Annotated in this window: 19 protein-coding genes; 13 read left to right on the top strand and 6 right to left on the bottom strand. The window is 55.1% G+C overall.

What is annotated here, in order from left to right; all coding sequences use genetic code 11:
- Window positions 1-32: 32 nt before the first annotated feature.
- From ileS to rihC, 5 genes are all read left to right on the top strand, one after another.
- Window positions 33-2,849, top strand: a complete 2,817-nt coding sequence (gene ileS, locus MUU46_RS08575; RefSeq protein WP_258965308.1) for an isoleucine--tRNA ligase — start codon at window positions 33-35, stop codon at window positions 2,847-2,849.
- Window positions 2,849-3,349 carry a signal peptidase II gene (gene lspA / locus MUU46_RS08570; protein WP_159760916.1) on the top strand — a complete coding sequence of 167 codons (501 nt, stop codon included), beginning with the start codon at window positions 2,849-2,851 and terminating at the stop codon, window positions 3,347-3,349. Before ileS ends, lspA begins: the two co-directional genes overlap by 1 nt.
- A gap of 105 nt (window positions 3,350-3,454) precedes the next feature.
- The gene (gene fkpB, locus MUU46_RS08565) at window positions 3,455-3,904 is read left to right on the top strand and encodes an FKBP-type peptidyl-prolyl cis-trans isomerase (RefSeq protein WP_110510874.1); all 450 of its coding nucleotides are present in this window, start codon (window positions 3,455-3,457) and stop codon (window positions 3,902-3,904) included.
- A 1-nt stretch (window position 3,905) separates the two neighbouring features.
- Window positions 3,906-4,856: a 4-hydroxy-3-methylbut-2-enyl diphosphate reductase gene (gene ispH, locus MUU46_RS08560; protein WP_258965307.1), complete on the top strand. Its 951-nt coding sequence runs from the start codon at window positions 3,906-3,908 to the stop codon at window positions 4,854-4,856.
- A 64-nt stretch (window positions 4,857-4,920) separates the two neighbouring features.
- Window positions 4,921-5,835 carry a ribonucleoside hydrolase RihC gene (rihC, locus tag MUU46_RS08555; RefSeq protein ID WP_258965306.1) on the top strand — a complete coding sequence of 305 codons (915 nt, stop codon included), beginning with the start codon at window positions 4,921-4,923 and terminating at the stop codon, window positions 5,833-5,835.
- Between the two features lie 6 nt (window positions 5,836-5,841).
- Here rihC and MUU46_RS08550 read toward each other — a convergent pair whose 3' ends face one another.
- Complete coding sequence (locus MUU46_RS08550) at window positions 5,842-6,735, bottom strand: LysR family transcriptional regulator (protein WP_258965305.1); 894 nt, start codon at window positions 6,733-6,735, stop codon at window positions 5,842-5,844.
- 92 nt (window positions 6,736-6,827) lie between these two features.
- Here MUU46_RS08550 and MUU46_RS08545 point away from each other — a divergent pair, with 92 nt between their 5' ends.
- The 3 genes from MUU46_RS08545 to MUU46_RS08535 all read left to right on the top strand — a co-directional run bounded on the left by MUU46_RS08545 (window position 6,828) and on the right by MUU46_RS08535 (window position 8,884).
- Window positions 6,828-7,457 (top strand): alanyl-tRNA editing protein, encoded by a 630-nt coding sequence (locus MUU46_RS08545; RefSeq protein ID WP_258965304.1) that lies wholly within the window; start codon window positions 6,828-6,830, stop codon window positions 7,455-7,457.
- 88 nt (window positions 7,458-7,545) lie between these two features.
- On the top strand, window positions 7,546-8,109 hold the full coding sequence (locus MUU46_RS08540) for a glucose-6-phosphate isomerase family protein (RefSeq protein ID WP_258965303.1): 564 nt from the start codon (window positions 7,546-7,548) through the stop codon (window positions 8,107-8,109).
- Window positions 8,102-8,884 (top strand): glucose-6-phosphate isomerase family protein, encoded by a 783-nt coding sequence (locus tag MUU46_RS08535; protein ID WP_159760928.1) that lies wholly within the window; start codon window positions 8,102-8,104, stop codon window positions 8,882-8,884. Before MUU46_RS08540 ends, MUU46_RS08535 begins: the two co-directional genes overlap by 8 nt.
- Window positions 8,885-8,948: 64 nt before the next feature.
- On the opposite strand, the gene MUU46_RS08530 is transcribed toward MUU46_RS08535, so the two are convergent.
- Genes MUU46_RS08530 through MUU46_RS08510 form a run of 5 tightly spaced genes read right to left on the bottom strand, consistent with a single transcriptional unit; the run spans window position 8,949 to window position 13,255 of the window.
- Window positions 8,949-9,764 (bottom strand): PTS system mannose/fructose/sorbose family transporter subunit IID, encoded by an 816-nt coding sequence (locus MUU46_RS08530; protein WP_258965302.1) that lies wholly within the window; start codon window positions 9,762-9,764, stop codon window positions 8,949-8,951.
- Window positions 9,764-10,561 carry a PTS mannose/fructose/sorbose/N-acetylgalactosamine transporter subunit IIC gene (locus MUU46_RS08525; RefSeq protein ID WP_159760932.1) on the bottom strand — a complete coding sequence of 266 codons (798 nt, stop codon included), beginning with the start codon at window positions 10,559-10,561 and terminating at the stop codon, window positions 9,764-9,766. The genes MUU46_RS08530 and MUU46_RS08525 overlap by 1 nt, the downstream gene beginning before the upstream one ends.
- Before the next feature lie 11 nt (window positions 10,562-10,572).
- A complete protein-coding gene (locus MUU46_RS08520) occupies window positions 10,573-11,067 on the bottom strand; it encodes a PTS sugar transporter subunit IIB (protein WP_258965301.1) in 495 nt (164 codons plus the stop codon).
- 11 nt (window positions 11,068-11,078) lie between these two features.
- On the bottom strand, window positions 11,079-11,507 hold the full coding sequence (locus MUU46_RS08515; RefSeq protein ID WP_258965300.1) for a PTS sugar transporter subunit IIA: 429 nt from the start codon (window positions 11,505-11,507) through the stop codon (window positions 11,079-11,081).
- Window positions 11,508-11,509: 2 nt separating this feature from the next.
- Window positions 11,510-13,255, bottom strand: coding sequence for a class I mannose-6-phosphate isomerase (locus MUU46_RS08510; protein WP_258965299.1), 1,746 nt, complete (start codon window positions 13,253-13,255; stop codon window positions 11,510-11,512).
- A gap of 188 nt (window positions 13,256-13,443) precedes the next feature.
- Between MUU46_RS08510 and MUU46_RS08505 the strand changes: the two genes are divergently transcribed.
- The 5 genes from MUU46_RS08505 (at window position 13,444) to carB (ending at window position 20,965) form a co-directional block, all read left to right on the top strand.
- The gene (locus tag MUU46_RS08505; RefSeq protein ID WP_159760940.1) at window positions 13,444-14,451 is read left to right on the top strand and encodes a LacI family DNA-binding transcriptional regulator; all 1,008 of its coding nucleotides are present in this window, start codon (window positions 13,444-13,446) and stop codon (window positions 14,449-14,451) included.
- Between the two features lie 128 nt (window positions 14,452-14,579).
- On the top strand, window positions 14,580-15,401 hold the full coding sequence (dapB, locus tag MUU46_RS08500; protein WP_258965298.1) for a 4-hydroxy-tetrahydrodipicolinate reductase: 822 nt from the start codon (window positions 14,580-14,582) through the stop codon (window positions 15,399-15,401).
- 280 nt (window positions 15,402-15,681) lie between these two features.
- Window positions 15,682-16,089, top strand: coding sequence for a hypothetical protein (locus MUU46_RS08495; protein ID WP_159760944.1), 408 nt, complete (start codon window positions 15,682-15,684; stop codon window positions 16,087-16,089).
- A gap of 484 nt (window positions 16,090-16,573) precedes the next feature.
- Entirely contained in the window at window positions 16,574-17,722 is a 1,149-nt protein-coding gene (carA, locus tag MUU46_RS08490) for a glutamine-hydrolyzing carbamoyl-phosphate synthase small subunit (protein ID WP_258965297.1), read from the top strand.
- Between the two features lie 18 nt (window positions 17,723-17,740).
- On the top strand, window positions 17,741-20,965 hold the full coding sequence (gene carB / locus MUU46_RS08485; protein ID WP_159760967.1) for a carbamoyl-phosphate synthase large subunit: 3,225 nt from the start codon (window positions 17,741-17,743) through the stop codon (window positions 20,963-20,965).
- The last annotated feature ends 1 nt before the right edge of the window (window position 20,966 follow it).

Genomic DNA, 20,966 nt, shown 5'->3' with positions numbered 1-20,966 from the left:
TGCCAACGTAAATATACGGAAACGAGAATCTGATGAGTGACTATAAATCAACCCTGAATTTGCCGGAAACAGGGTTCCCGATGCGTGGCGACCTCGCCAAACGCGAACCGGGAATGCTGGCCCGTTGGACCGATGATGACCTTTACGGCGTCATCCGTGCAGCGAAAAAAGGCAAAAAGACGTTCATTCTGCATGATGGCCCTCCATATGCGAATGGCAGCATTCATATTGGTCACTCCGTCAACAAGATTCTGAAAGACATTATCGTTAAGTCCAAAGGCCTGACGGGCTTTGACTCGCCGTACGTGCCGGGTTGGGACTGCCACGGTTTGCCAATCGAACTGAAAGTTGAGCAGGAATTCGGTAAGCCTGGTGAGAAATTCACCGCGGCAGAATTCCGCGCGAAATGCCGTGAATATGCGGCCACTCAGGTTAACGGCCAGCGTGAAGACTTCATCCGTCTGGGCGTGCTGGGCGACTGGTCCCGTCCGTACCTGACCATGGACTTCAACACCGAAGCCAACATCATTCGTGCGCTGGGTAAAATCATCGGCAACGGCCACCTGCATAAAGGCGCGAAGCCTGTGCACTGGTGTGTAGACTGCCGTTCTGCGCTGGCTGAAGCGGAAGTTGAATACTATGACAAAACCTCTCCGTCCATTGACGTGGCGTTCAACGCTGTCGATCAGGATGCGGTGAAGGCGAAATTTGGTGTGGCTTCCGTCAATGGCCCAATTTCTCTGGTTATCTGGACCACCACTCCGTGGACGCTGCCCGCTAACCGCGCAATCTCTCTGTCAGCAGAGTTTGAATATGCGCTGGTGCAGGTAGAAGGTCAGGCAATCATCCTGGCGAAAGACCTGGTTGAGAGCGTGCTGAAACGCACGAACATTACCGATTACACCGTGCTCGGTGTCGTGAAAGGTGATGAGCTGGAACTGATGCGCTTCAAGCATCCATTCCTCGATTTCGACGTTCCGGCGATCCTTGGCGATCACGTTACCCTGGACGCGGGTACCGGTGCGGTACACACCGCCGGTGGCCACGGCCCTGACGACTACACCATCAGCCAGAAATACGGTCTGGAAATCGCGAACCCGGTTGGACCGGACGGCGCGTATATGGCGGGCACTTATCCTCTGCTTGACGGTGTGAACGTCTTTAAAGCTAACGACGTTATCGTCAACATGCTGCGTGAAAGCGGCGCGCTGCTGCACGTTGAGAAGCTGGTTCACAGCTATCCGTGCTGCTGGCGTCACAAAACGCCGATCATCTTCCGTGCGACCCCACAGTGGTTCATCAGCATGGATCAGAAAGGCCTGCGTGAGCAGTCGCTGAAAGAGATCAAAGACGTGCAGTGGATCCCGGACTGGGGCCAGGCGCGCATCGAATCAATGGTCGCGAACCGTCCTGACTGGTGCATCTCCCGTCAGCGTACGTGGGGTGTGCCAATGTCACTGTTCGTTCACAAAGAGACGCAGGAACTGCACCCGCGCACGCTTGAGCTGATGGAAGAAGTGGCTAAGCGTGTTGAACAGGACGGCATTCAGGCGTGGTGGGATCTTGACCCGCGCGACATCATGGGTGACGACGCTGACACCTACGAGAAAGTGCCAGATACCCTCGACGTGTGGTTCGATTCCGGTTCTACCCACTCGTCTGTGGTTGACGTGCGTCCGGAGTTCTCCGGTCACGCGGCGGATATGTATCTGGAAGGTTCTGACCAGCATCGCGGTTGGTTCATGTCTTCCCTGATGATTTCTACGGCGATGAAAGGCAAAGCGCCTTACCGTCAGGTACTGACCCACGGTTTCACCGTTGATGGTCAGGGCCGAAAAATGTCCAAGTCGATCGGAAATACCGTATCGCCGCAGGACGTCATGAACAAACTGGGCGCGGATATCCTGCGTCTGTGGGTGGCTTCCACCGACTACACCGGTGAAATGGCGGTCTCAGATGAGATCCTCAAACGTGCTGCCGACAGCTATCGTCGTATCCGTAACACCGCGCGCTTCTTGCTGGCGAACCTCAACGGTTTCGATCCGCTAAAAGACATGGTGAAACCGGAAGAGATGGTAGTACTGGATCGCTGGGCAGTGGGCTGTGCGCAGGCCGCACAGGAAGACATCCTGAAAGCGTATGAGACTTACGATTTCCACGAAGTGGTGCAGCGCCTGATGCGCTTCTGCTCCATCGAAATGGGCTCGTTCTATCTCGACATCATCAAAGACCGTCAGTACACCGCGAAACCCGACAGCGTTGCACGTCGTAGCTGCCAGACCGCGCTGTATCATATCGCGGAAGCACTGGTTCGTTGGATGGCACCCATCATGTCCTTCACCGCCGATGAAATCTGGGGCTACCTGCCAGGCTCGCGCGAGAAGTACGTCTTCACCGGCGAGTGGTATACCGGCCTGTTTGGCCTGGCAGACACCGAAGCGATGAACGATGGTTTCTGGGACGAACTGCTGAAAGTGCGCAGCGAAGTGAACAAAGTCATCGAGCAGGCGCGTGCCGATAAGAAAGTTGGCGGTTCTCTGGAAGCGGCGGTCACGCTGTATGCCGAGCCAGAACTGGCGGCAAAACTGACAGCGCTGGGTGATGAATTGCGATTTGTCCTGTTGACCTCCGGGGCCTCCGTTGCGGATTATGCTGCGGCAACTGCCGAAGCGCAGCAGAGCGAATTGCTGAAAGGTTTGAAGGTGGCGTTGCAAAAAGCCGAAGGTGATAAGTGCCCGCGCTGCTGGCATTACACCACCGATATCGGTCAGGTGGCGGAACACGCAGACATCTGCGGCCGCTGTGTCAGCAATATCGCCGGTGCCGGCGAAAAACGTAAGTTTGCCTGATGAGTCAATCACTCTGTAAAAGCGGACTGCGCTGGCTGTGGCTGGTCGTGGTTGTGCTGATTATCGATCTTGGCAGCAAGTTCCTGATCCTCCAGCATTTCATGCTGGGGGAAACGGTCTCTCTGTTCCCATCGTTGAACCTGCACTACGCCCGCAATTATGGCGCGGCGTTTAGCTTCCTCGCCGACAGCGGTGGCTGGCAGCGTTGGTTCTTTGCTGGCATCGCCATCGGCATCTGTGTGATTTTGGCGGTACTGATGTACCGCTCGAAAGCCACCCAGAAGCTGAACAACATCGCTTATGCGCTGATTATTGGCGGCGCGTTGGGTAACCTGTTTGACCGGTTGTGGCACGGTTTCGTGGTCGACATGATCGACTTCTACGTCGGCAACTGGCACTTCGCGACCTTCAACCTTGCCGATTCTGCAATTTGTATCGGCGCGGCATTGGTCGTGCTAGAAGGCTTCTTGCCTAACGCGGCGAAGAGCAAACAGGCATAACAAAACTGCCGGGCGGCGCTGTGCTTGCTCCGGCAGTCGAACTCTGCAGGCCCGGTAAGCGTTATCGCTGCCGGGCAAATAGCCTAAACTTTAGAGCAAATTTGCATGTCTAAATCTGTACAGAGCAATAGCGCGGTGCTGGTGCACTTCACGCTGAAACTCGAAGATGGCTCCACGGCTGAATCCACCCGTAACAACGGCAAACCCGCGCTGTTTCGTTTGGGTGATGCCTCGCTGTCAGAAGGGCTGGAGCAACATCTGCTGGGCTTGAAAGAGGGTGATAAGACCACCTTTTCCCTGGAGCCTGATGCGGCCTTTGGCGTACCGAGTCCGGATCTGGTTCAGTACTTCTCGCGTCGCGAGTTTTTAGATGCAGGTGAGCCAGATATTGGCGCGATCATGCTCTTTACCGCAATGGATGGCAGCGAAATGCCAGGGGTTATTCGTGAAGTTAACGGCGACTCGATCACCGTCGATTTCAACCACCCGCTGGCGGGGCGTACCGTTCATTTTGATATTGAAGTGCTGGAGATAGACCCGGCACTGGAGGCATAAAATGCAGATCCTGTTGGCCAACCCGCGCGGTTTCTGCGCCGGTGTAGACCGCGCTATCAGCATTGTTGAAAACGCGTTGGAGATCTTCGGCGCGCCGATTTACGTCCGTCATGAAGTGGTGCACAACCGCTACGTGGTCGACAGCCTGCGTCAGCGCGGCGCTATCTTTATCGAACAAATCAGCGAAGTGCCGGACGGCACTATCCTGATTTTCTCCGCGCACGGCGTTTCTCAGGCGGTACGCAACGAAGCCAAAAGCCGCGACCTGACGGTCTTCGACGCCACGTGTCCACTGGTGACCAAAGTACACATGGAAGTCGCCCGCGCCAGCCGTCGTGGTGAAGAGTCGATTCTGATTGGCCACGCTGGTCACCCGGAAGTTGAAGGCACTATGGGCCAGTACAGCAACCCGGCCGGAGGCATGTATCTGGTCGAGTCGCCGGAAGACGTCTGGAAGCTGAATGTTAAGAACGAAGTCCGTCTGTCATTCATGACTCAAACGACGCTTTCCGTCGACGATACGTCAGATGTGATTGATGCCCTGCGCCAACGTTTCCCGAAAATCGTTGGGCCGCGTAAGGACGACATTTGTTACGCGACGACCAACCGTCAGGAAGCCGTGCGCGACCTCGCACAGCGCGCAGATGTAGTGCTGGTCGTGGGGTCGAAAAACTCTTCTAACTCCAACCGTCTGGCCGAGCTTGCTCAACGTATGGGCAAAGCGGCATTCCTGATTGATGATTCCACCGATATCCAGGAAGCGTGGGTGAAAACCGCTGGCTGCGTCGGCGTCACCGCCGGAGCCTCCGCGCCGGACGTTCTGGTGCAGAACGTGATTTCACGCCTGCAGGAACTCGGCGGCGGTGATGCCATCCCGCTTGAAGGCCGCGAAGAAAACATCGTGTTTGAAGTGCCGAAAGAACTTCGACTCGACATTCGCGAAGTGGAATAAGTTTTTTATCCGCGCTATATGAAAAAATGCCAGGCTAACACCTGGCTTTTTTTATGGAGGAATCATGCCCTTATCATTTATTCTCGACACCGACCCTGGCATCGACGACGCCGCCGCCATTGCCGCGGCGCTGTTTTCCCCTGAACTCAAACTCCAGCTGATTACTACCGTCGCCGGGAACGTCTCCGTAGAGAAAACAACGCGTAACGCCCTGCAATTGCTGCATTTCTGGCAGGCAGATGTGCCGGTCGCCCAGGGGGCAGCCACGCCGTTGTTGCGACCGCTGCGCGATGCCGCCTATGTGCATGGCGAATCAGGAATGGAAGGCTACGACTTTGTCGATCACCAGCGTCAACCGCTGGCAAAACCCGCTTTCATTGCTATTCGTGATGCGCTGATGAGCGCCCCGGAGCCGTTGACGCTGGTGGCGATTGGCCCGCTGACCAACATTGCTCTGCTGCTGACACAGTATCCGGAGTGCAAATTCAATATCCGCCGCTTGGTGATTATGGGCGGTTCGGCTGGACGCGGTAACTTTACGCCGAATGCAGAATTCAATATTGCCATCGACCCGGAAGCCGCTGAGCGCGTGTTCCAGAGCGGAATTGAGATTGTGATGTGCGGCCTCGATGTCACCAATCAGGCGTTGTTAACCCCGGAATATCTGGCGACGCTGCCTGAAGTGAACCAGACCGGGAAAATGCTACATTCGCTATTTAGTCACTATCGCAGCGGCAGCATGGGCAGCGGCCTACGGATGCATGACCTCTGCGCCATCGCCTGGCTGGTGCGCCCGGAATTATTCACCCTCAGGCCGTGTTTTGTGGCGGTGGAAACCCAGGGAACCTGGACTGCCGGCACCACGGTGGTCGATATCGAAAACCGCTACGAGCGTCCGGAAAACGCGCAGGTGGCGTTGGATCTGGACGTCGACGGCTTCCGTCAGTGGGTGGCAGAAGTGATCGCGCTGGCGCCGTAAGCGCAGCTAAATCTTCTCGCTGAGATAATCGATCATCGCCCGCATTCTGGCGGGCATGTGTTTATTGCCCGACCACAGCAGCCAAAGCTGGCCAGAGTAGCGGCTGATAAATTCCCATTCCGGCAGCACCTGCACAATGTCGCCGTTTTCCAACGCTTCTCGGGCGGTAAACAGCGGCAGGCTGCCAATTCCCAGATGCTGTTTGACGGCGTCCAGACGCACCGCGGTATGGTTGGCGGCATAACGGCCCTGAGTCTGAATAGTCTCCGTTTTTCCCTCGCGTCGAAATTTCCAGCGTGCGTCCGCAGGCATTTCACCGAGGCTAATACAGCTATGCGCGGCCAACTCCTGTGGGGTTTTGGGCGTACCGTGCTGCTGCAAATACGCGGGTGTGGCGCAGATGATATGCGTGACCGGCATCAGCGGCTTGCCGTGCAGCCCGGGAGACGGGGCATGGGTAATGCGTAGCGCCAGATCGATCCCGTCATCGATGAAATCCAGATAGCGATCCTCCAGCCGCAGACAAACGTCCACCTGCGGATAGCGCGTCAGAAATTCCATCATCAGAGGATGAACCACAAACCGCCCGACGGCTTTCGGCACGCTGAGCGTCAGTTTTCCCTGCGCGATGACCTGCTCACGGTTGGCGCCGTCCATCGCTTGGCGCGCGGCCTCAAGCATCTGCTGCGCATGTTGATAAACGGTCTTCCCGCTGTCGCTCAGACGCAGTTTTCGTGTTGTCCGGTGCAGCAATTTGCTGCCAATTTCATGTTCCAGTCGAGAAATGCTGCGACTAATGGCTGAAGGCGTCGCTCCACATTTTCGGGCTACGGCGGAGAAACTGCCCTGGTCGACAACCTGGACGAACAGCGCAAGATCGGGAAGTAAGCTCAGATTCATTTGTGCCTGTTGCGCAAAAGTGCATTGAGAATGAATGGGATTATCGTCACGGATGATATCAATATACTGTCCATAACCAGAGGAGAACAACCATGACAGAACGCCTTTATTACACCAGCGACGCCACGGAAGGGCGGGCACAAATACTGCGTTGCGAGCCCGACGCGGAAGGGCGCTACGCCGTGGAACTGGACCGAACGTTGTTTCATCCGCAGGGGGGCGGCCAGCCCGCAGACAGCGGCTTGATTGCGGGCGTAGCGGTTGAAAGCGTAATGACGCGCGGCGACAACGTCGTGCATTTATTGTCGCAGCCGCTGTTGCCTGGCGAAGTGTCGATTGAGGTGGATGCGGCGACGAGGTTGCTGCATTCCCGGTTGCATTCTGCCGGACATATGATTGGTCAGGCAGGCGAGCAACTTGGCTGGCAGCCCGTCAAAGCGCATCACTGGCCTGGGGAAGGGCGGATTGCATTTGTGGCCCGAGAGACTTCTGCGTTACCGGAAGCCAGTGCATTACAGGCAAAAATTGACGGTTGGGTATCAGAGAATCTGCCGCGACGCCTTTCCATTGAAAAGGGCTTACGCCAAGTCGGATTCGGCGAGCAGTCCGCTTATCCCTGCGGCGGCACTCACGTTGCCAGCTTGTCAGCGCTTGGTGATGTCGTGATAACCCAACTGAAGCTTAAAAAAGGCCAGATGGTGGTCAGCTATACTCTGGCGTGATCCTGCGGCAAAGTGAGCCATCTCACAGTCGGTTAATCGATTAATCTGCTAGTCTTATTCAGTTGTTCTCCTCGGGCCGGAGAAACTGATGAATCCTTCAATAACAATGCCGCCGCAGGTGGCATGGGCGAGCGGTGCCCTTTCTGGCGCGCCGCTCATCCAAAAAACGACGCACCTCGGTGATTTAAATAACGTCTTTGCCGACGATGACGCATGGCGCTGCTGTAACCCTACGCTCGCCGTCTATCGTGTTGAAATGTTTGATACCCCATCGGGGGAGGGCGAACTGTATACCGGCGTGACCCATCTCAACCCAGGCCGCGTAGGCAATGAATTCTTTATGACCCGTGGTCATTTCCATGCCCGTCGCGAGCAGGGTGAAATCTATTTTGGCCTGCGTCGCGAAGGACTGCTGCTGTTGCAGGACGAGCAAGGACAAACCCGGCTGGAGCAGGTCAGGCCAGGTTCTGTGCATCACATCGCCGGTTTCACGGCGCATCGACTGATTAATATCGGCAGCGATATTCTTTCGGCGCTGGCCGTGTGGCCCAGCGTCGCCGGGCATGATTACGCTGCGCTGAGTGGTAGTTTTGCTCTGCGGGTAACGGCTGACACGCTGAAGATGATGGCGAAAGAGGTGCAGAATGGCTGACCGCGCGGTACGTTTTGGCCTGGATATGACTATCCAGCGCCAGCCGATGGGTTTTACCTACGGCGACGATGTCACTGGGCCGATGCCGGAGATCCGAACCCTGGCGCAAATCCAGCCTTCGCTGCGGGATCCGACGTGCGACGGGCCGGAAGAAGTGTATGCGATAGCCATGGACGTCGCGCGACTTCAGGATCGTGAAGAGCTGAAAAAGCGCATGCTGCTGTTTGGCGTTGTTACCTATGCGGCTGGAAAACTAGGGGAGGAGCCTGTTCGCAGCCAGGGGCATATTCATCGCATCAGCCAGCACAGTGGCTGGTCCCCGCCGGAGCTGTATGAAATCTGGCAGGGCAAAGCGATTATTTATATGCAGGAGTTTGTGGCTGACGACCCGGGGCGCTGCTTTGCGGTGATTGCCGGGCCTGGCGAAAAAGTGCTGGTACCGCCGGGCTGGGGGCATGCCACCATCTCCGCCGATCCGGATCAGCCGCTAACGTTTGGTGCCTGGTGTGACAGGGAATATGGCTTTGAATATGACGCGGTGCGCGCGCATAAGGGGCTGGCATGGTATCCGTTGTTGCAGGATAAACAGATTATCTGGCAGCATAATTCTCACTACGCTCCCGCCCGCTTGCAGGTGATCCCGCCACGCGTGTATAGGGAATTTAGTCTTACCGCTGCCCCCATTTATCAGCAGTTTATCGATGATCCCGCTCGCTTCCAGTTTATCTCACGCCCGGACAAAACCGCCGCGCTGTGGCAGAACTTTCATCCATGACTATATCCGGCGGCGCTACGCTTAGCCTAATGTATGCCCGGCAAGCGTAGCGCCGCCGGTCGTGTCAGGCAAACAGCCCCGTAGCAACACCGACCGCCGCCAGCACTAGCAGCAGGAGCATCGCTTTGACCGGCGATACGCCGCGCTTGGCCATCAGGTACCAGGTGCCGAGCACCACAATCAGCGGCAGTAGCTGCGGGAAAATCCCGTCCAGCATCTGTTGCAGATGAATGTTCACGCCGTCTTTGGTCACAAACTCCATACCGGAACCGAGTTTAACGTAGCTGGCCGCCACGCCGCCCATCACAAACACCCCGAGCAGCGACAGTGCTTCACGCAGGCGGGTAGATTTGCTGCTGACCAGCATTTCAACCGAACCGGAGCCCATCTGGTAGCCCTTCAAAAACAGGAACCACGATCCGGGTAGAATGATCGCCAGCCACGCGATGGTGTAAAACAGCGGGCCAAGAATATTGCCGCCTGCCGCTAGCGCCATCCCGATACTCAACAGAATCGGGATCAGCATACCGGGGATCATTGAATCACCGATCCCGGCGATCGGCCCCATCAGCCCGACTTTCAGAGTGTTAATAGTTTCCCCGTCGATCGGCTCACCGTTCGCTTTTTTCTCCTCCAGGCCCAGCGCCATGCCGTTAACGATCGCGCCAATCTGCGGTTCCGTATTGTAGAACGAAGCGTGGCGACGCAGCATTTCGGTGCGCTGTGCGACATCCGGGTACAGCTTTTTCGCCACCGGCAACATGCTCAGGCAGAAACCGAACGATTCCAGACGTTCGAAGCTCATTGAAGACAGATTATGCATCATCCACGCGCGCCAGCAGCGGCGCAGATCGGTGCGAGTCAGTTTACGTTCTCCCATCAGAATTCATCCTCATCATCGACAGTCGGCTTCGCGGTGGCAGTCTGCGGCACTTCTGGCTTGTAGTTGTAGTGGATAAGCGCCAGCAGCGCGCCAACAATGACCAGGGCCACCATGTTCAGTTTCAGGAACACGATGCAGATAAAACCGACGAGGAAATAGATAATCATGGTGTAGTTTTTAATGATTTGTTTCAGCAGGATAGCGATACCGACCGCCGGTAAAATACCGCCCAGTACGCTCATGGTGGAAATGACAATCGCTGGCAGGCTGTCCATAAAGCCGCTGATGTACTGCGCACCAAAGTAAACGGCAATAAACGTCGGCACGAAGCGCAGCACAAAATTTGTGGCCTGAGGCCAGATAGCGCTGTTGAGGTAAATGCCGCGCTCATCGCCGCGCTCAAGGGCGGTATCGGCGCGGTGGTTCCAGAAGGAGTTGAGAACCATCATCGTGTTGAACAAAATGGTGCCCGCAATACCGATAGTGGCAGCCAGAGCAACGGCGACTTCCGGTCCTTTTCCGGACAAAAGCCCCAACGCGATGGCGGGATACGCGACAAAGTTCAGGTCTGCAGGCATCGAACCGCCCGGCGTGACCATCGCGATATACACCGCCTGCACCGCAACGCCTATCATTATCCCGGTTTTCACATCGCCGAGGATCAGACCGACCAACATCCCGGAGACTAAAGGGCGGGACAGGAGATACCAGCCGCCAGTCAGGCCAAACAACCAAGGGCTGCTGAGTGCGCCGAGGTAACAGAGCAGGCCAATCAGTGTGGCTTCGAATACCATTTTTCAGCTCCTTATTTCAGTTTCTGACGCGCGTCCTGCCAGCTGTAACAGCTGGCATCGGGCACCAGGCGAAACTCGACGTGATGGCCCTGAGCGCAAAGCCATTCAAACGCGGTAGCCTCCTCGGCGGTGACTGACTGGTTTGGACCGATGGTGGTGGTGTTAGCGCGCGCGCTCATCGGCCCAACGTTAATTTTTCCGTTGCTGTTTTTCAGGCTGATCCCGGCCTGCTCAATGCGTTGCAGCGTGAGAGGGGATTTGCCAATCACGAAATAGCGCTTCTCGCTGGCAATGACTTTGGGCAGCTTTTCAATGGCGGTGGCGGTATCATACAGCCAGACTTTGGTGTCAGAGACCGCGCCTTTCATTACCGACGAGAGCAGCGGGTCGGCCGCAACGGCATCGTCAATCGCCACGATACCGTCACAGGGCAGCTCTTTGGCCCAGCGTGTGACGAGCTGCCCATGAATGACGCGGTCATCAATACGTACAAAAGAAAGACTCATAGAACACCTCGTTAAAAATCATCAGATTGGGTGAACGCGACCGGTACCGCGATGACCAGCGTGGGCTGAGTGATTGCCAGCAGCTGTGCTGCAGCGGCATGAACATCGGTCAGAAGATGGATGTCGTCGGTTTGCAGCAGCATCGGCAAATTTACCCCTGCCAGTACCGACATTGGCGGCGTCATAGCGGCTGAAAAGGCGTGCTGGCAGGCGACGTTCCACGGCGTGCCGCTTTGCATATCGCACAGCACCAGTACGCCATCGGCGTTGTGCTGGGCCTTCACCAGGGTGGTGGCGAAATCGTCTCTGAAACCGGCTATTCCGGCGGTTTCGTTGAGCGAGACGGGAAAGATATACGGCAACTCGCCGTACACCAGCGTCGCGCTGTCCAGCAGTGCGCTCGCCAGCGGGCCATGAGAAGCAACAATCACGTTAATCATTTTTACCCCCTGACCCAGGCTTTCATGGTCGCCAGCTGTTGGCCGACACCTTTGCCCCACGGTGTGATGCGGTATTCACCCACTCCGGCGGGCACAATAAAGGTTTCGGCGTAGTGCACCACGAAAGGCTCAAATGCGCCTGTCGGGCTATCGACTCGCGCTTCGTCTCCGGCCACCAGGTTCAGCACGTTGACGCCGCCCCGGGTATGGTGCGTGACCGATTTCGTGAACCAGTGGCGGCGGGTTTCAATAAATTCACGTTCGTGCAGCCCGGTGCGCTCCTCGCGCCAGCCGTCACCTTCGCCAATGGGCTCAATGCAGTTCACCAGATGTTCATGCACCCATTGGGTATCGCGCTGCCAGTCGATTACCTTTTCACCGTGTTCCAGATGCACCGGTCTTGGCAGGCCGTCCATTCCCAGTCGACCCCAGTCCCAGAGCTTGAAAGTGAAAATATACGGTGTGGCGCTTATCTCCAGCACCATCGTGCCCGAACCGGAACAGTGAACGGTGCCTGACGGGATCAGGAAATGATCGTGCTTGCGCGCCGGGATCTGATTGACGAAATGCTCATCGTCAAAATCGGTTTGGCCATGCGCTGCCTGATGTAAATTGTCCAGCATCGCCTGCGGATCGATCCCGGTTTTCGTCCCGAGATACACCACTGCATCAGGCTCTGCATCCAGGATGTAGTAGCTCTCATCTTGGGTGTAGTGCATGCCGAACTGCTGCTGGATATATTCGGTCAGCGGATGCACCTGGAAACTGAGGTTCTGCCCGCCGATGGTGTCGAGAAAATCGAAGCGAATCGGAAACTCTGCCCCAAAACGCGCATGGACTTTTTCGCCCAATAATTCGCGCGGGTGAATCAACACCACATCCAGAGAAGGGATCTCGATCCGCACGTCGCCAAACCGTAGCAACAGGCTGTTTTCCTCGGGCACGCAGTCAAAACACCAGGCGTAGTTAGGTTTCGAGGGATCGAGATCGAACTGGTTTTTCATCCACTGACCGCCCCAGACGCCGGGATCAAAAAACGGTACGACGCGAAACGGGCGCTGGACGGTGTGCGCCAGACCGCCGCGGAGCGCTTCGCCGCTGACCATCGCGGGATGGTCCGCCACGGTAGTATCCAGCAGGAAATCGGCGCGTTGTAATAAAGGCGTTTTATGGCGATCGAACACCCGCCATTCGATAAAAAAGGCTCTCTTGTAGCGACGCAAAATATCTTCATCATTATTTTCCGCGCCCCAGTTTCCCAGTTCACCACTGCGCATCCGCTGCTGAATTTCCCAGCGTGGTAAATCGGCATACACCAGTATGTCGCCGTTGTGGACCAAGGCTGCCCCGGGGCCGTAGACAATCACCAGCCCGCTGGCGTCCGCCACCTGCTGGCGCAGAGCGGCAAGCTGGTGCGGGTCAAAAAATTCAGTGAGCTGATGGCAGGAAAGCACGCCAAACACGCGATCGTCAGTCAGATTTCGGGCCAGTAAGGTGTGCAGAGATTCTTCATTTCTGCGAGCAGCTTCGACATTCAACAGGTAACTACCCGCGAACTGTGCCTTCAACGCCTGCTCCAGTTCCATAAGACGCACGCCGGGATAGCAGTCGATCACCAGCACGGTTTTTTTGGCGACAGAAAGTCGGTCATTGAGTGCAACAAGTAATGCAGGCCAGCCTTGCCAGGCCTGCTCGTCGTAACCCTGAACCTGGACTTCAGGGGATTTATCGTAGGTCGTCGATTTCATTCTTCTCTCCCAACGTTCATGGATTAAGATTAATCGATTAACCGAGGGAGGGAAGGGTGGTTAATGGGATTAACCCGGCAAAAATCCGCGCCGGGTGGTTTTTATCTATCAGGTTGTGAAGCGTCTCACAGGGAATAATGCAAAATTGAGGTTACTCGATTAATCTGTGGGAAACACGAGGAGGAATCATGACCACTGTTACGCTGGCGCAGGTCGCCGCGAAAGCCGGAGTGTCGACCGCCACGGTATCGATGGTGCTGCGAAACCGCGGGCGTATCTCACAGGCAACCCGGGAAAGAGTGCTCCTGGCGCTGGATGAGTCCGGCTATGTTTATAACCAGACCGCCGCGAATCTGCGCAACCGCAGCAGCAACCAGGTCGGGCTGCTGTTGCACGATATTACCAACCCGTTTTACGGTGAGATGACTGCCGGGCTGAGTCATGAAATGGAACGTCATGAGATGCTGCTATTTCTGGCTAACAGCGAAGAGTCGGAAGAGCGGCAGCAGAAGTTTGTCGATTCGCTAATGCGAAATAGCGCCTGTGGAATGGTGCTTTGCGCGGCGAGAGGCACGCCGCAGGCTTTTTTTGATGGTCTGAAGCGGCGCAACATTCCGGCGATTATGGTGGTACGCCCGCTGGATGACCCAGATTTTGATTTCGTCGGCACCGATAACTTTCTCGGTTCGCGGATGGCGACCACGCATTTGCTGAAACTGGGTCATCGCCATATTGCGTTTATTGGCGGGAGCCTGAATTCGGGGACTCGTGCTGAGCGTATCGGCGGATTTACCAGTAAGCTGCTGGAATATGGCGTGGCGCCGAAGCCGGAGTGGATTATCGCCTCGCAGGCAAGTCAAAGTGATGGTGCGCGGGTGGCGGAAGCGCTTTTTCGTCAATTTCCGCAGATTACCGCCGCCGTGTGCTATCAGGATATTGTCGCGCTGGGGGTCATGCTGGCGCTGCGCAAAGCGGGCCGCGAGCCGGGACGAGATTTTGCGCTGGTCGGCTTTGACGATATCACCGAAGCGGCACTGGTACAGCCCGCATTGACCACGGTTTCCGTTGCTGCGAAAGAGATAGGGCGTAAGGCCGGAGAGCTGTTATTCAGTCGGATTCAGGGCAATAGCGAACCACCGAAACGGATAATTCTGCCCCCAGCGCTGGTGGTCAGGGAATCCTGTGGTTTTCGCTGATCATGTCTTTTACTGATACTGGCTGCAGTTTCACGTTAAATTCTAATTATCGCCGTTTTTAGTGGCAGGGTGCTTAGGCGCTGGTTACTCTGAAAACGATTTACATTGTATTAACGAAGAGAATAGATATGCAAGATGGACACATCCGCGTTGCTATTGCAGGCGCGGGCGGCCGTATGGGACGGCAACTGATTCAGGCGGCGACACAGCTGGCAGGCATTAAGCTGGGTGCGGCGCTGGAGCGTGAGGGTTCTTCTCTGCTGGGTGCAGACGCTGGTGAACTCGCAGGCGTTGGTGCGACGGGTGTTAAGGTTCAAAGCAGCCTTGATGCAGTGAAGGATGATTTCGATGTCTTCATCGATTTCACCCGTCCGGAAGGCACGCTGCAGCATCTGACTTTTTGTCGCCAGCACGGTAAAGGCATGGTAATCGGCACCACCGGGTTTGATGATGCGGGCAAACAGGCGATCCGTGATGCGGCAGAAAGCATTGCGATTGTGTTTGCCGCGAACTTCAGCGTCGGCGTGAACGTGATGCTGAAACTGCTGGAAAAGGCCGCGAAGGTAATGGGCGATTATACCGACATCGAAATCATCGAAGCGCATCATCGTCACAAAGTGGATGCACCATCAGGCACGGCACTGGCGATGGGCGAAGCGATTGCTCATGCCATGGATAAAGATTTGAAAGAGTGCGCCGTGTACAGCCGTGAAGGCTATACCGGTGAGCGGGTACCTGGCACTATCGGTTTTGCGACCGTGCGTGCGGGGGACATTGTCGGGGAACATACCGCGATGTTCGCCGATATTGGTGAACGCGTTGAAATCACGCATAAAGCCTCAAGCCGCATGACCTTCGCCAATGGCGCCGTTCGCTCGGCGTTGTGGCTTAAAGAGAAGCGTAACGGTCTTTTTGATATGCGTGATGTGCTTGATCTGAACAATTTATAACGATTTTACCCATCGTGATGTGGTTGTGGCAGTCAAAGTTTATTGATTGCAGAGGGCAATAATTTATTGCCCTTATGTTTTTTCTTAATGAATTCACGAGATTAATACCCTTTCCTCAGTTGCTTTCCTTTCCCCTGAATAAATGAGTGGTCTTTCACATTTATACATTCTGAAGATACCCGAAAAAAATTTAATAAATATGATTGTTGGCGCAGGACATATTTCATCTATTTTTCTGCATAATATTTTTTGATCGGGTTTCCGTATTAAGGATAATACAATGCCATATGAGAATGATGCACAAGGGTTGACTCGTCGGGCGCATCTTGCCGGGCAAATCATGGGGATGAGCCAGTTTTCCATCTATGCCCAGGCCGTTTATTGTGTAAACCAAATGTTACGTGTTCATCGAGTAGGAATATCAGAACAAGCCTATCAAAGTATTTCGCGCAATTTGACGTCAGTCTCAACAGGACGACTGTATGAAACATCCGCCTCACTTGCAGAGTCACGAGTCTTTGCGCGGGATACGGTAACGGCTTTAAAAAGCGGTGATATAACCTCTGCATTGATTACGGCCAGTGGAGTGGCAATCAATGGCTTGGGTGGGGGATTGTTCTTTGGTCATTACGATCGCAATAAACTGATGGGTATAGAGCGTTATTTGTACGATAACTTTCACATGTGATTATTTCAAAGTCCACGATGGTTTTTTGTCCTGCTTTCGTGGCTTTTTTGTGTTCTTTTGTGATTTTTAATCTGCTGTTTTATATGTGTTTTTTATTTGTTTTTGTTTTTATTTGTGTTTTATGGTTATTTTTGTTTTAGAGCGTTGTTATTGGTTGTTTTCTCTGTTTTTTACTCTACTGAAAGTGAAATTTGACCATCCGGTCCACTTTTTTACTTTCACTTGGCTGGTTTAACAATTATCCTGGTGTTCAGGCTTGTCTTGAAAGGCCATTAGCTGATCTTTTTGCCTGCTTTACAGCGTCATATCCCCCAGTGGCGCAAAATGACATAAAAAAACCCCTCGTTTACGTTGACTTTCTCCCCGTAAATATCCAGAATGCCGCCGTTTGCACGAATTTCGCGCGCAGCAGATTTGCATTGATTCGTCATTGTGAGTGAATTAATATGCAGATAAACTGAGTGAATATTCTCTGGAGGATGTTTTGATTAAGTCAGCGCTTTTGGTTCTGGAAGACGGAACCCAGTTTCACGGTCGGGCCATAGGGGCAACGGGCACGGCGGTTGGGGAAGTCGTTTTCAATACTTCAATGACCGGTTATCAAGAAATCCTCACTGATCCCTCCTATTCTCGCCAAATCGTCACTCTCACTTATCCCCATATCGGTAATGTCGGCACCAATGCTGCTGACGAAGAATCTTCCCAGGTACACGCTCAAGGCCTCATCATTCGCGACCTGCCACTGATTGCCAGCAACTACCGCAACACCGAAGACCTCTCTTCTTACCTGAAACGTCACAATATCGTGGCGATTGCCGATATTGATACCCGCAAGCTGACCCGCCTGCTGCGTGAAAAAGGCGCTCAGAACGGCTGCATCATTGCCGGTGATAATCTGGACGCCACCCTGGCGCTGGAAAAAGCCCAGGCCTTCCCAGGTCTGAACGGTATGGATTTGGCGAAAGAAGTGACGACCACCGAGTGCTACAGCTGGACTCAGGGTAGCTGGACGCTGGCAGATGAATTGCCTGAAGCGAAGAAAGAAGAAGAGCTGCCGTTCCACGTGGTGGCCTACGACTACGGCGCGAAGCGTAACATCCTGCGCATGCTGGTTGACCGCGGCTGCCGACTGACGGTCGTGCCGGCACAAACCTCTGCCGAGGACGTGCTGAAAATGAATCCGGACGGGATTTTCCTCTCCAACGGTCCAGGCGACCCGGCCCCATGTGATTACGCGATTACCGCGATTGAGACATTCCTCGAAACCGATATTCCGGTATTTGGCATCTGCCTCGGCCATCAGCTTTTGGCGCTGGCGAGCGGTGCGAAAACCATCAAGATGAAGTTCGGCCACCACGGCGGCAACCATCCGGTGAAAGATATCGACAACGACACGGTGATGATCACCGCCCAGAACCATGGTTTTGCGGTGGACGAAGCGTCGATGCCTGCCAACCTGCGCGTCACGCACAAGTCACTGTTCGACGGTACCTTGCAGGGTATTCATCGTACCGATAAGCCCGCGTTCAGTTTCCAGGGTCATCCGGAAGCGAGCCCAGGCCCGCACGATGCTGCGCCGCTGTTCGATCACTTCATCGAACTTATCGAGCAATACCGTAAGACCGCTAAATAATCAGGAGCTGAGAAAACCATGCCAAAACGTACAGACATAAAAAGCATCCTGATCCTTGGCGCTGGCCCGATCGTTATCGGTCAGGCCTGTGAGTTCGACTACTCCGGTGCCCAGGCGTGTAAAGCGCTGCGTGAAGAAGGTTACCGTGTCATCCTGGTGAACTCCAACCCGGCGACAATCATGACCGACCCGGAAATGGCCGATGCGACCTACATCGAGCCGATTCACTGGGAAGTGGTTCGCAAGATTATTGAAAAAGAGCGCCCGGACGCGGTGCTGCCAACCATGGGCGGCCAGACAGCACTGAACTGTGCGCTGGAGCTGGAACGTCAGGGCGTGCTCGAAGAGTTCGGCGTGACCATGATTGGCGCCACGGCTGACGCGATTGATAAAGCAGAAGACCGCCGTCGTTTCGACGTAGCGATGAAAAAAATCGGCCTCGACACCGCGCGTTCTGGCATTGCACACAATATGGAAGAAGCGCTTGCGGTAGCCGCAGACGTCGGTTATCCGTGTATCATCCGTCCGTCCTTCACCATGGGCGGCACCGGTGGCGGTATCGCGTACAACCGTGAAGAGTTCGAAGAGATTTGCGAACGCGGTCTGGATCTTTCCCCAACCAAAGAGCTGCTGATTGATGAGTCGCTGATTGGCTGGAAAGAGTACGAGATGGAAGTGGTCCGTGATAAAAACGACAACTGCATCATCGTCTGCTCTATCGAAAACTTCGATGCGATGGGTATCCACACCGGTGACTCCATCACTGTGGCCCCGGCGCAGACCCTTACCGACAAAGAATACCAAATCATGCGTAACGCCTCGATGGCGGTGCTGCGTGAAATCGGCGTGGAAACCGGCGGCTCTAACGTCCAGTTTTCTGTGAACCCGAAAAATGGTCGTCTGATTGTTATTGAAATGAACCCGCGCGTGTCCCGCTCTTCCGCGCTGGCGTCCAAAGCGACGGGTTTCCCGATTGCTAAAGTGGCCGCGAAACTGGCTGTGGGTTACACCCTCGATGAACTGATGAATGACATCACCGGCGGTCGCACTCCGGCGTCCTTCGAACCGTCCATCGACTACGTTGTGACCAAAATCCCTCGCTTTAACTTCGAGAAATTTGTGGGCGCTAACGACCGCCTGACCACGCAGATGAAATCCGTCGGCGAAGTCATGGCGATTGGCCGCACTCAGCAGGAATCCTTGCAGAAAGCGCTGCGCGGCCTGGAAGTGGGCGCGACCGGTTTCGACCCGAAAGTGAGCCTGGATGACCCGGAAGCGCTGACCAAGATTCGCCGCGAGCTGAAAGATGCGGGTGCAGAGCGTATCTGGTACATCGCTGATGCCTTCCGTGCGGGCCTGTCAGTCGACGGCGTCTTCAACCTGACCAACATCGACCGCTGGTTCCTGGTACAGATTGAAGAGCTGGTGCGCCTTGAGGAAAACGTGGCGGAAGTCGGTATTACTGGCCTGAACGCTGATTTCCTGCGTACGCTGAAGCGCAAAGGTTTCGCCGATGCGCGTCTGGCAAAACTGGCGGGCGTTCGCGAGTCAGAAATCCGCAAGCTGCGTGAGCAATACAACCTGCACCCGGTCTACAAGCGCGTGGACACCTGTGCGGCAGAATTCTCCACCGATACCGCGTACATGTACTCCACATACGAAGACGAGTGTGAAGCGAACCCGTCCGTAGACCGCGATAAAATCATGGTTCTCGGCGGCGGCCCTAACCGTATCGGTCAGGGTATCGAATTCGATTACTGCTGTGTTCACGCCTCTCTGGCGCTGCGTGAAGACGGTTACGAGACCATCATGGTCAACTGTAACCCAGAGACTGTTTCCACCGATTACGACACCTCAGACCGTCTGTACTTCGAACCCGTGACCTTTGAAGACGTGCTCGAAATCGTACGCATCGAGAAGCCTAAGGGCGTTATCGTGCAGTACGGTGGCCAGACTCCACTGAAACTGGCTCGTGCCCTGGAAGCCGCAGGTGTGCCTATTATCGGTACCAGCCCGGATGCTATCGACCGTGCAGAAGACCGCGAGCGTTTCCAGCAGGCGGTTGACCGTCTGAAGTTAAAACAGCCTGCGAACGCTACGGTTTCGACCATTGAAATGGCAGTAGAGAAGGCGAAAGAGATTGGCTACCCACTGGTGGTGCGCCCGTCCTATGTGCTCGGTGGTCGTGCGATGGAAATCGTGTATGACGAAGCTGACCTCCGTCGCTACTTCCAGACCGCGGTAAGCGTCTCTAACGATGCGCCAGTGCTGCTGGACCGTTTCCTCGACGATGCAGTTGAAGTGGACGTGGATGCCATCTGCGACGGCGAAAGCGTGCTGATTGGCGGCATTATGGAACACATCGAACAGGCTGGTGTTCACTCCGGTGACTCTGCATGTTCTCTGCCAGCGTATACCCTGAGCAAAGAAATCCAGGACGTGATGCGCCAACAGGTGCAAAAACTGGCTTTCGAACTGCAAGTTCGCGGTTTGATGAACGTCCAGTTTGCTGTGAAAGACAACGAAGTGTATCTGATTGAAGTCAACCCGCGTGCGGCGCGTACCGTACCGTTCGTCTCCAAAGCCACCGGCCTGCCGCTGGCGAAAGTGGCGGCGCGCGTGATGGTCGGTCAGACGCTGGTACAGCAGGGCCATACTCAGGAAATCATCCCGCCATATTACTCGGTGAAAGAAGTGGTGCTGCCGTTCAACAAATTCCCGGGCGTTGACCCACTGTTAGGGCCAGAAATGCGCTCGACCGGTGAAGTGATGGGCGTTGGCCGTACCTTCGCAGAAGCATTTGCTAAAGCGCAGCTCGGTAGCAACTCCACCATGAAGAAGCAGGGCCGTGCGCTGCTCTCCGTGCGTGAAGGTGACAAAGAGCGTGTGGTAGATCTGGCGGCAAAACTGCTGAAACAGGGCTTCGAACTGGATGCGACCCACGGGACTGCAGTTGTTCTGGGCGAAGCAGGTATTAACCCGCGTCTGGTGAACAAGGTGCATGAAGGTCGTCCGCACATTCAGGACCGTATCAAGAATGGCGAATATACCTACATCATCAACACCACCGAAGGTCGTCAGGCGATTGAAGACTCCAAGCTGATTCGCCGCAGCGCGCTGCAGTACAAAGTGCATTACGACACGACCCTGAACGGTGGTTTCGCGACAGCCATGGCGCTGAATGCGGATGCGACCGAGAAAGTGATTTCGGTGCAGGAAATGCACGCGCAGATTAATAAGTAAG

The sequence above is a fragment of the Scandinavium tedordense genome (genome assembly GCF_024764965.1).
Lineage (GTDB): Bacteria > Pseudomonadota > Gammaproteobacteria > Enterobacterales > Enterobacteriaceae > Scandinavium > Scandinavium tedordense.
The sequence above is the reverse complement of the archived record's forward strand: the minus strand, read 5'-3'. Positions and strand labels throughout refer to the sequence as shown.

Bases quoted from the DNA above. Each gene is read 5' to 3' on its own strand.
- ileS (WP_258965308.1), top strand. From the start codon at position 33: ATGAGTGACTATAAATCAACCCTGAATTTGCCGGAAACAGGGTTCCCG.
- lspA (WP_159760916.1), top strand. From the start codon at position 2,849: ATGAGTCAATCACTCTGTAAAAGCGGACTGCGCTGGCTGTGGCTGGTC.
- fkpB (WP_110510874.1), top strand. From the start codon at position 3,455: ATGTCTAAATCTGTACAGAGCAATAGCGCGGTGCTGGTGCACTTCACG.
- ispH (WP_258965307.1), top strand. From the start codon at position 3,906: ATGCAGATCCTGTTGGCCAACCCGCGCGGTTTCTGCGCCGGTGTAGAC.
- rihC (WP_258965306.1), top strand. From the start codon at position 4,921: ATGCCCTTATCATTTATTCTCGACACCGACCCTGGCATCGACGACGCC.
- MUU46_RS08550 (WP_258965305.1), bottom strand. From the start codon at position 6,735: ATGAATCTGAGCTTACTTCCCGATCTTGCGCTGTTCGTCCAGGTTGTC.
- MUU46_RS08545 (WP_258965304.1), top strand. From the start codon at position 6,828: ATGACAGAACGCCTTTATTACACCAGCGACGCCACGGAAGGGCGGGCA.
- MUU46_RS08540 (WP_258965303.1), top strand. From the start codon at position 7,546: ATGAATCCTTCAATAACAATGCCGCCGCAGGTGGCATGGGCGAGCGGT.
- MUU46_RS08535 (WP_159760928.1), top strand. From the start codon at position 8,102: ATGGCTGACCGCGCGGTACGTTTTGGCCTGGATATGACTATCCAGCGC.
- MUU46_RS08530 (WP_258965302.1), bottom strand. From the start codon at position 9,764: ATGGGAGAACGTAAACTGACTCGCACCGATCTGCGCCGCTGCTGGCGC.
- MUU46_RS08525 (WP_159760932.1), bottom strand. From the start codon at position 10,561: ATGGTATTCGAAGCCACACTGATTGGCCTGCTCTGTTACCTCGGCGCA.
- MUU46_RS08520 (WP_258965301.1), bottom strand. From the start codon at position 11,067: ATGAGTCTTTCTTTTGTACGTATTGATGACCGCGTCATTCATGGGCAG.
- MUU46_RS08515 (WP_258965300.1), bottom strand. From the start codon at position 11,507: ATGATTAACGTGATTGTTGCTTCTCATGGCCCGCTGGCGAGCGCACTG.
- MUU46_RS08510 (WP_258965299.1), bottom strand. From the start codon at position 13,255: ATGAAATCGACGACCTACGATAAATCCCCTGAAGTCCAGGTTCAGGGT.
- MUU46_RS08505 (WP_159760940.1), top strand. From the start codon at position 13,444: ATGACCACTGTTACGCTGGCGCAGGTCGCCGCGAAAGCCGGAGTGTCG.
- dapB (WP_258965298.1), top strand. From the start codon at position 14,580: ATGCAAGATGGACACATCCGCGTTGCTATTGCAGGCGCGGGCGGCCGT.
- MUU46_RS08495 (WP_159760944.1), top strand. From the start codon at position 15,682: ATGCCATATGAGAATGATGCACAAGGGTTGACTCGTCGGGCGCATCTT.
- carB (WP_159760967.1), top strand. From the start codon at position 17,741: ATGCCAAAACGTACAGACATAAAAAGCATCCTGATCCTTGGCGCTGGC.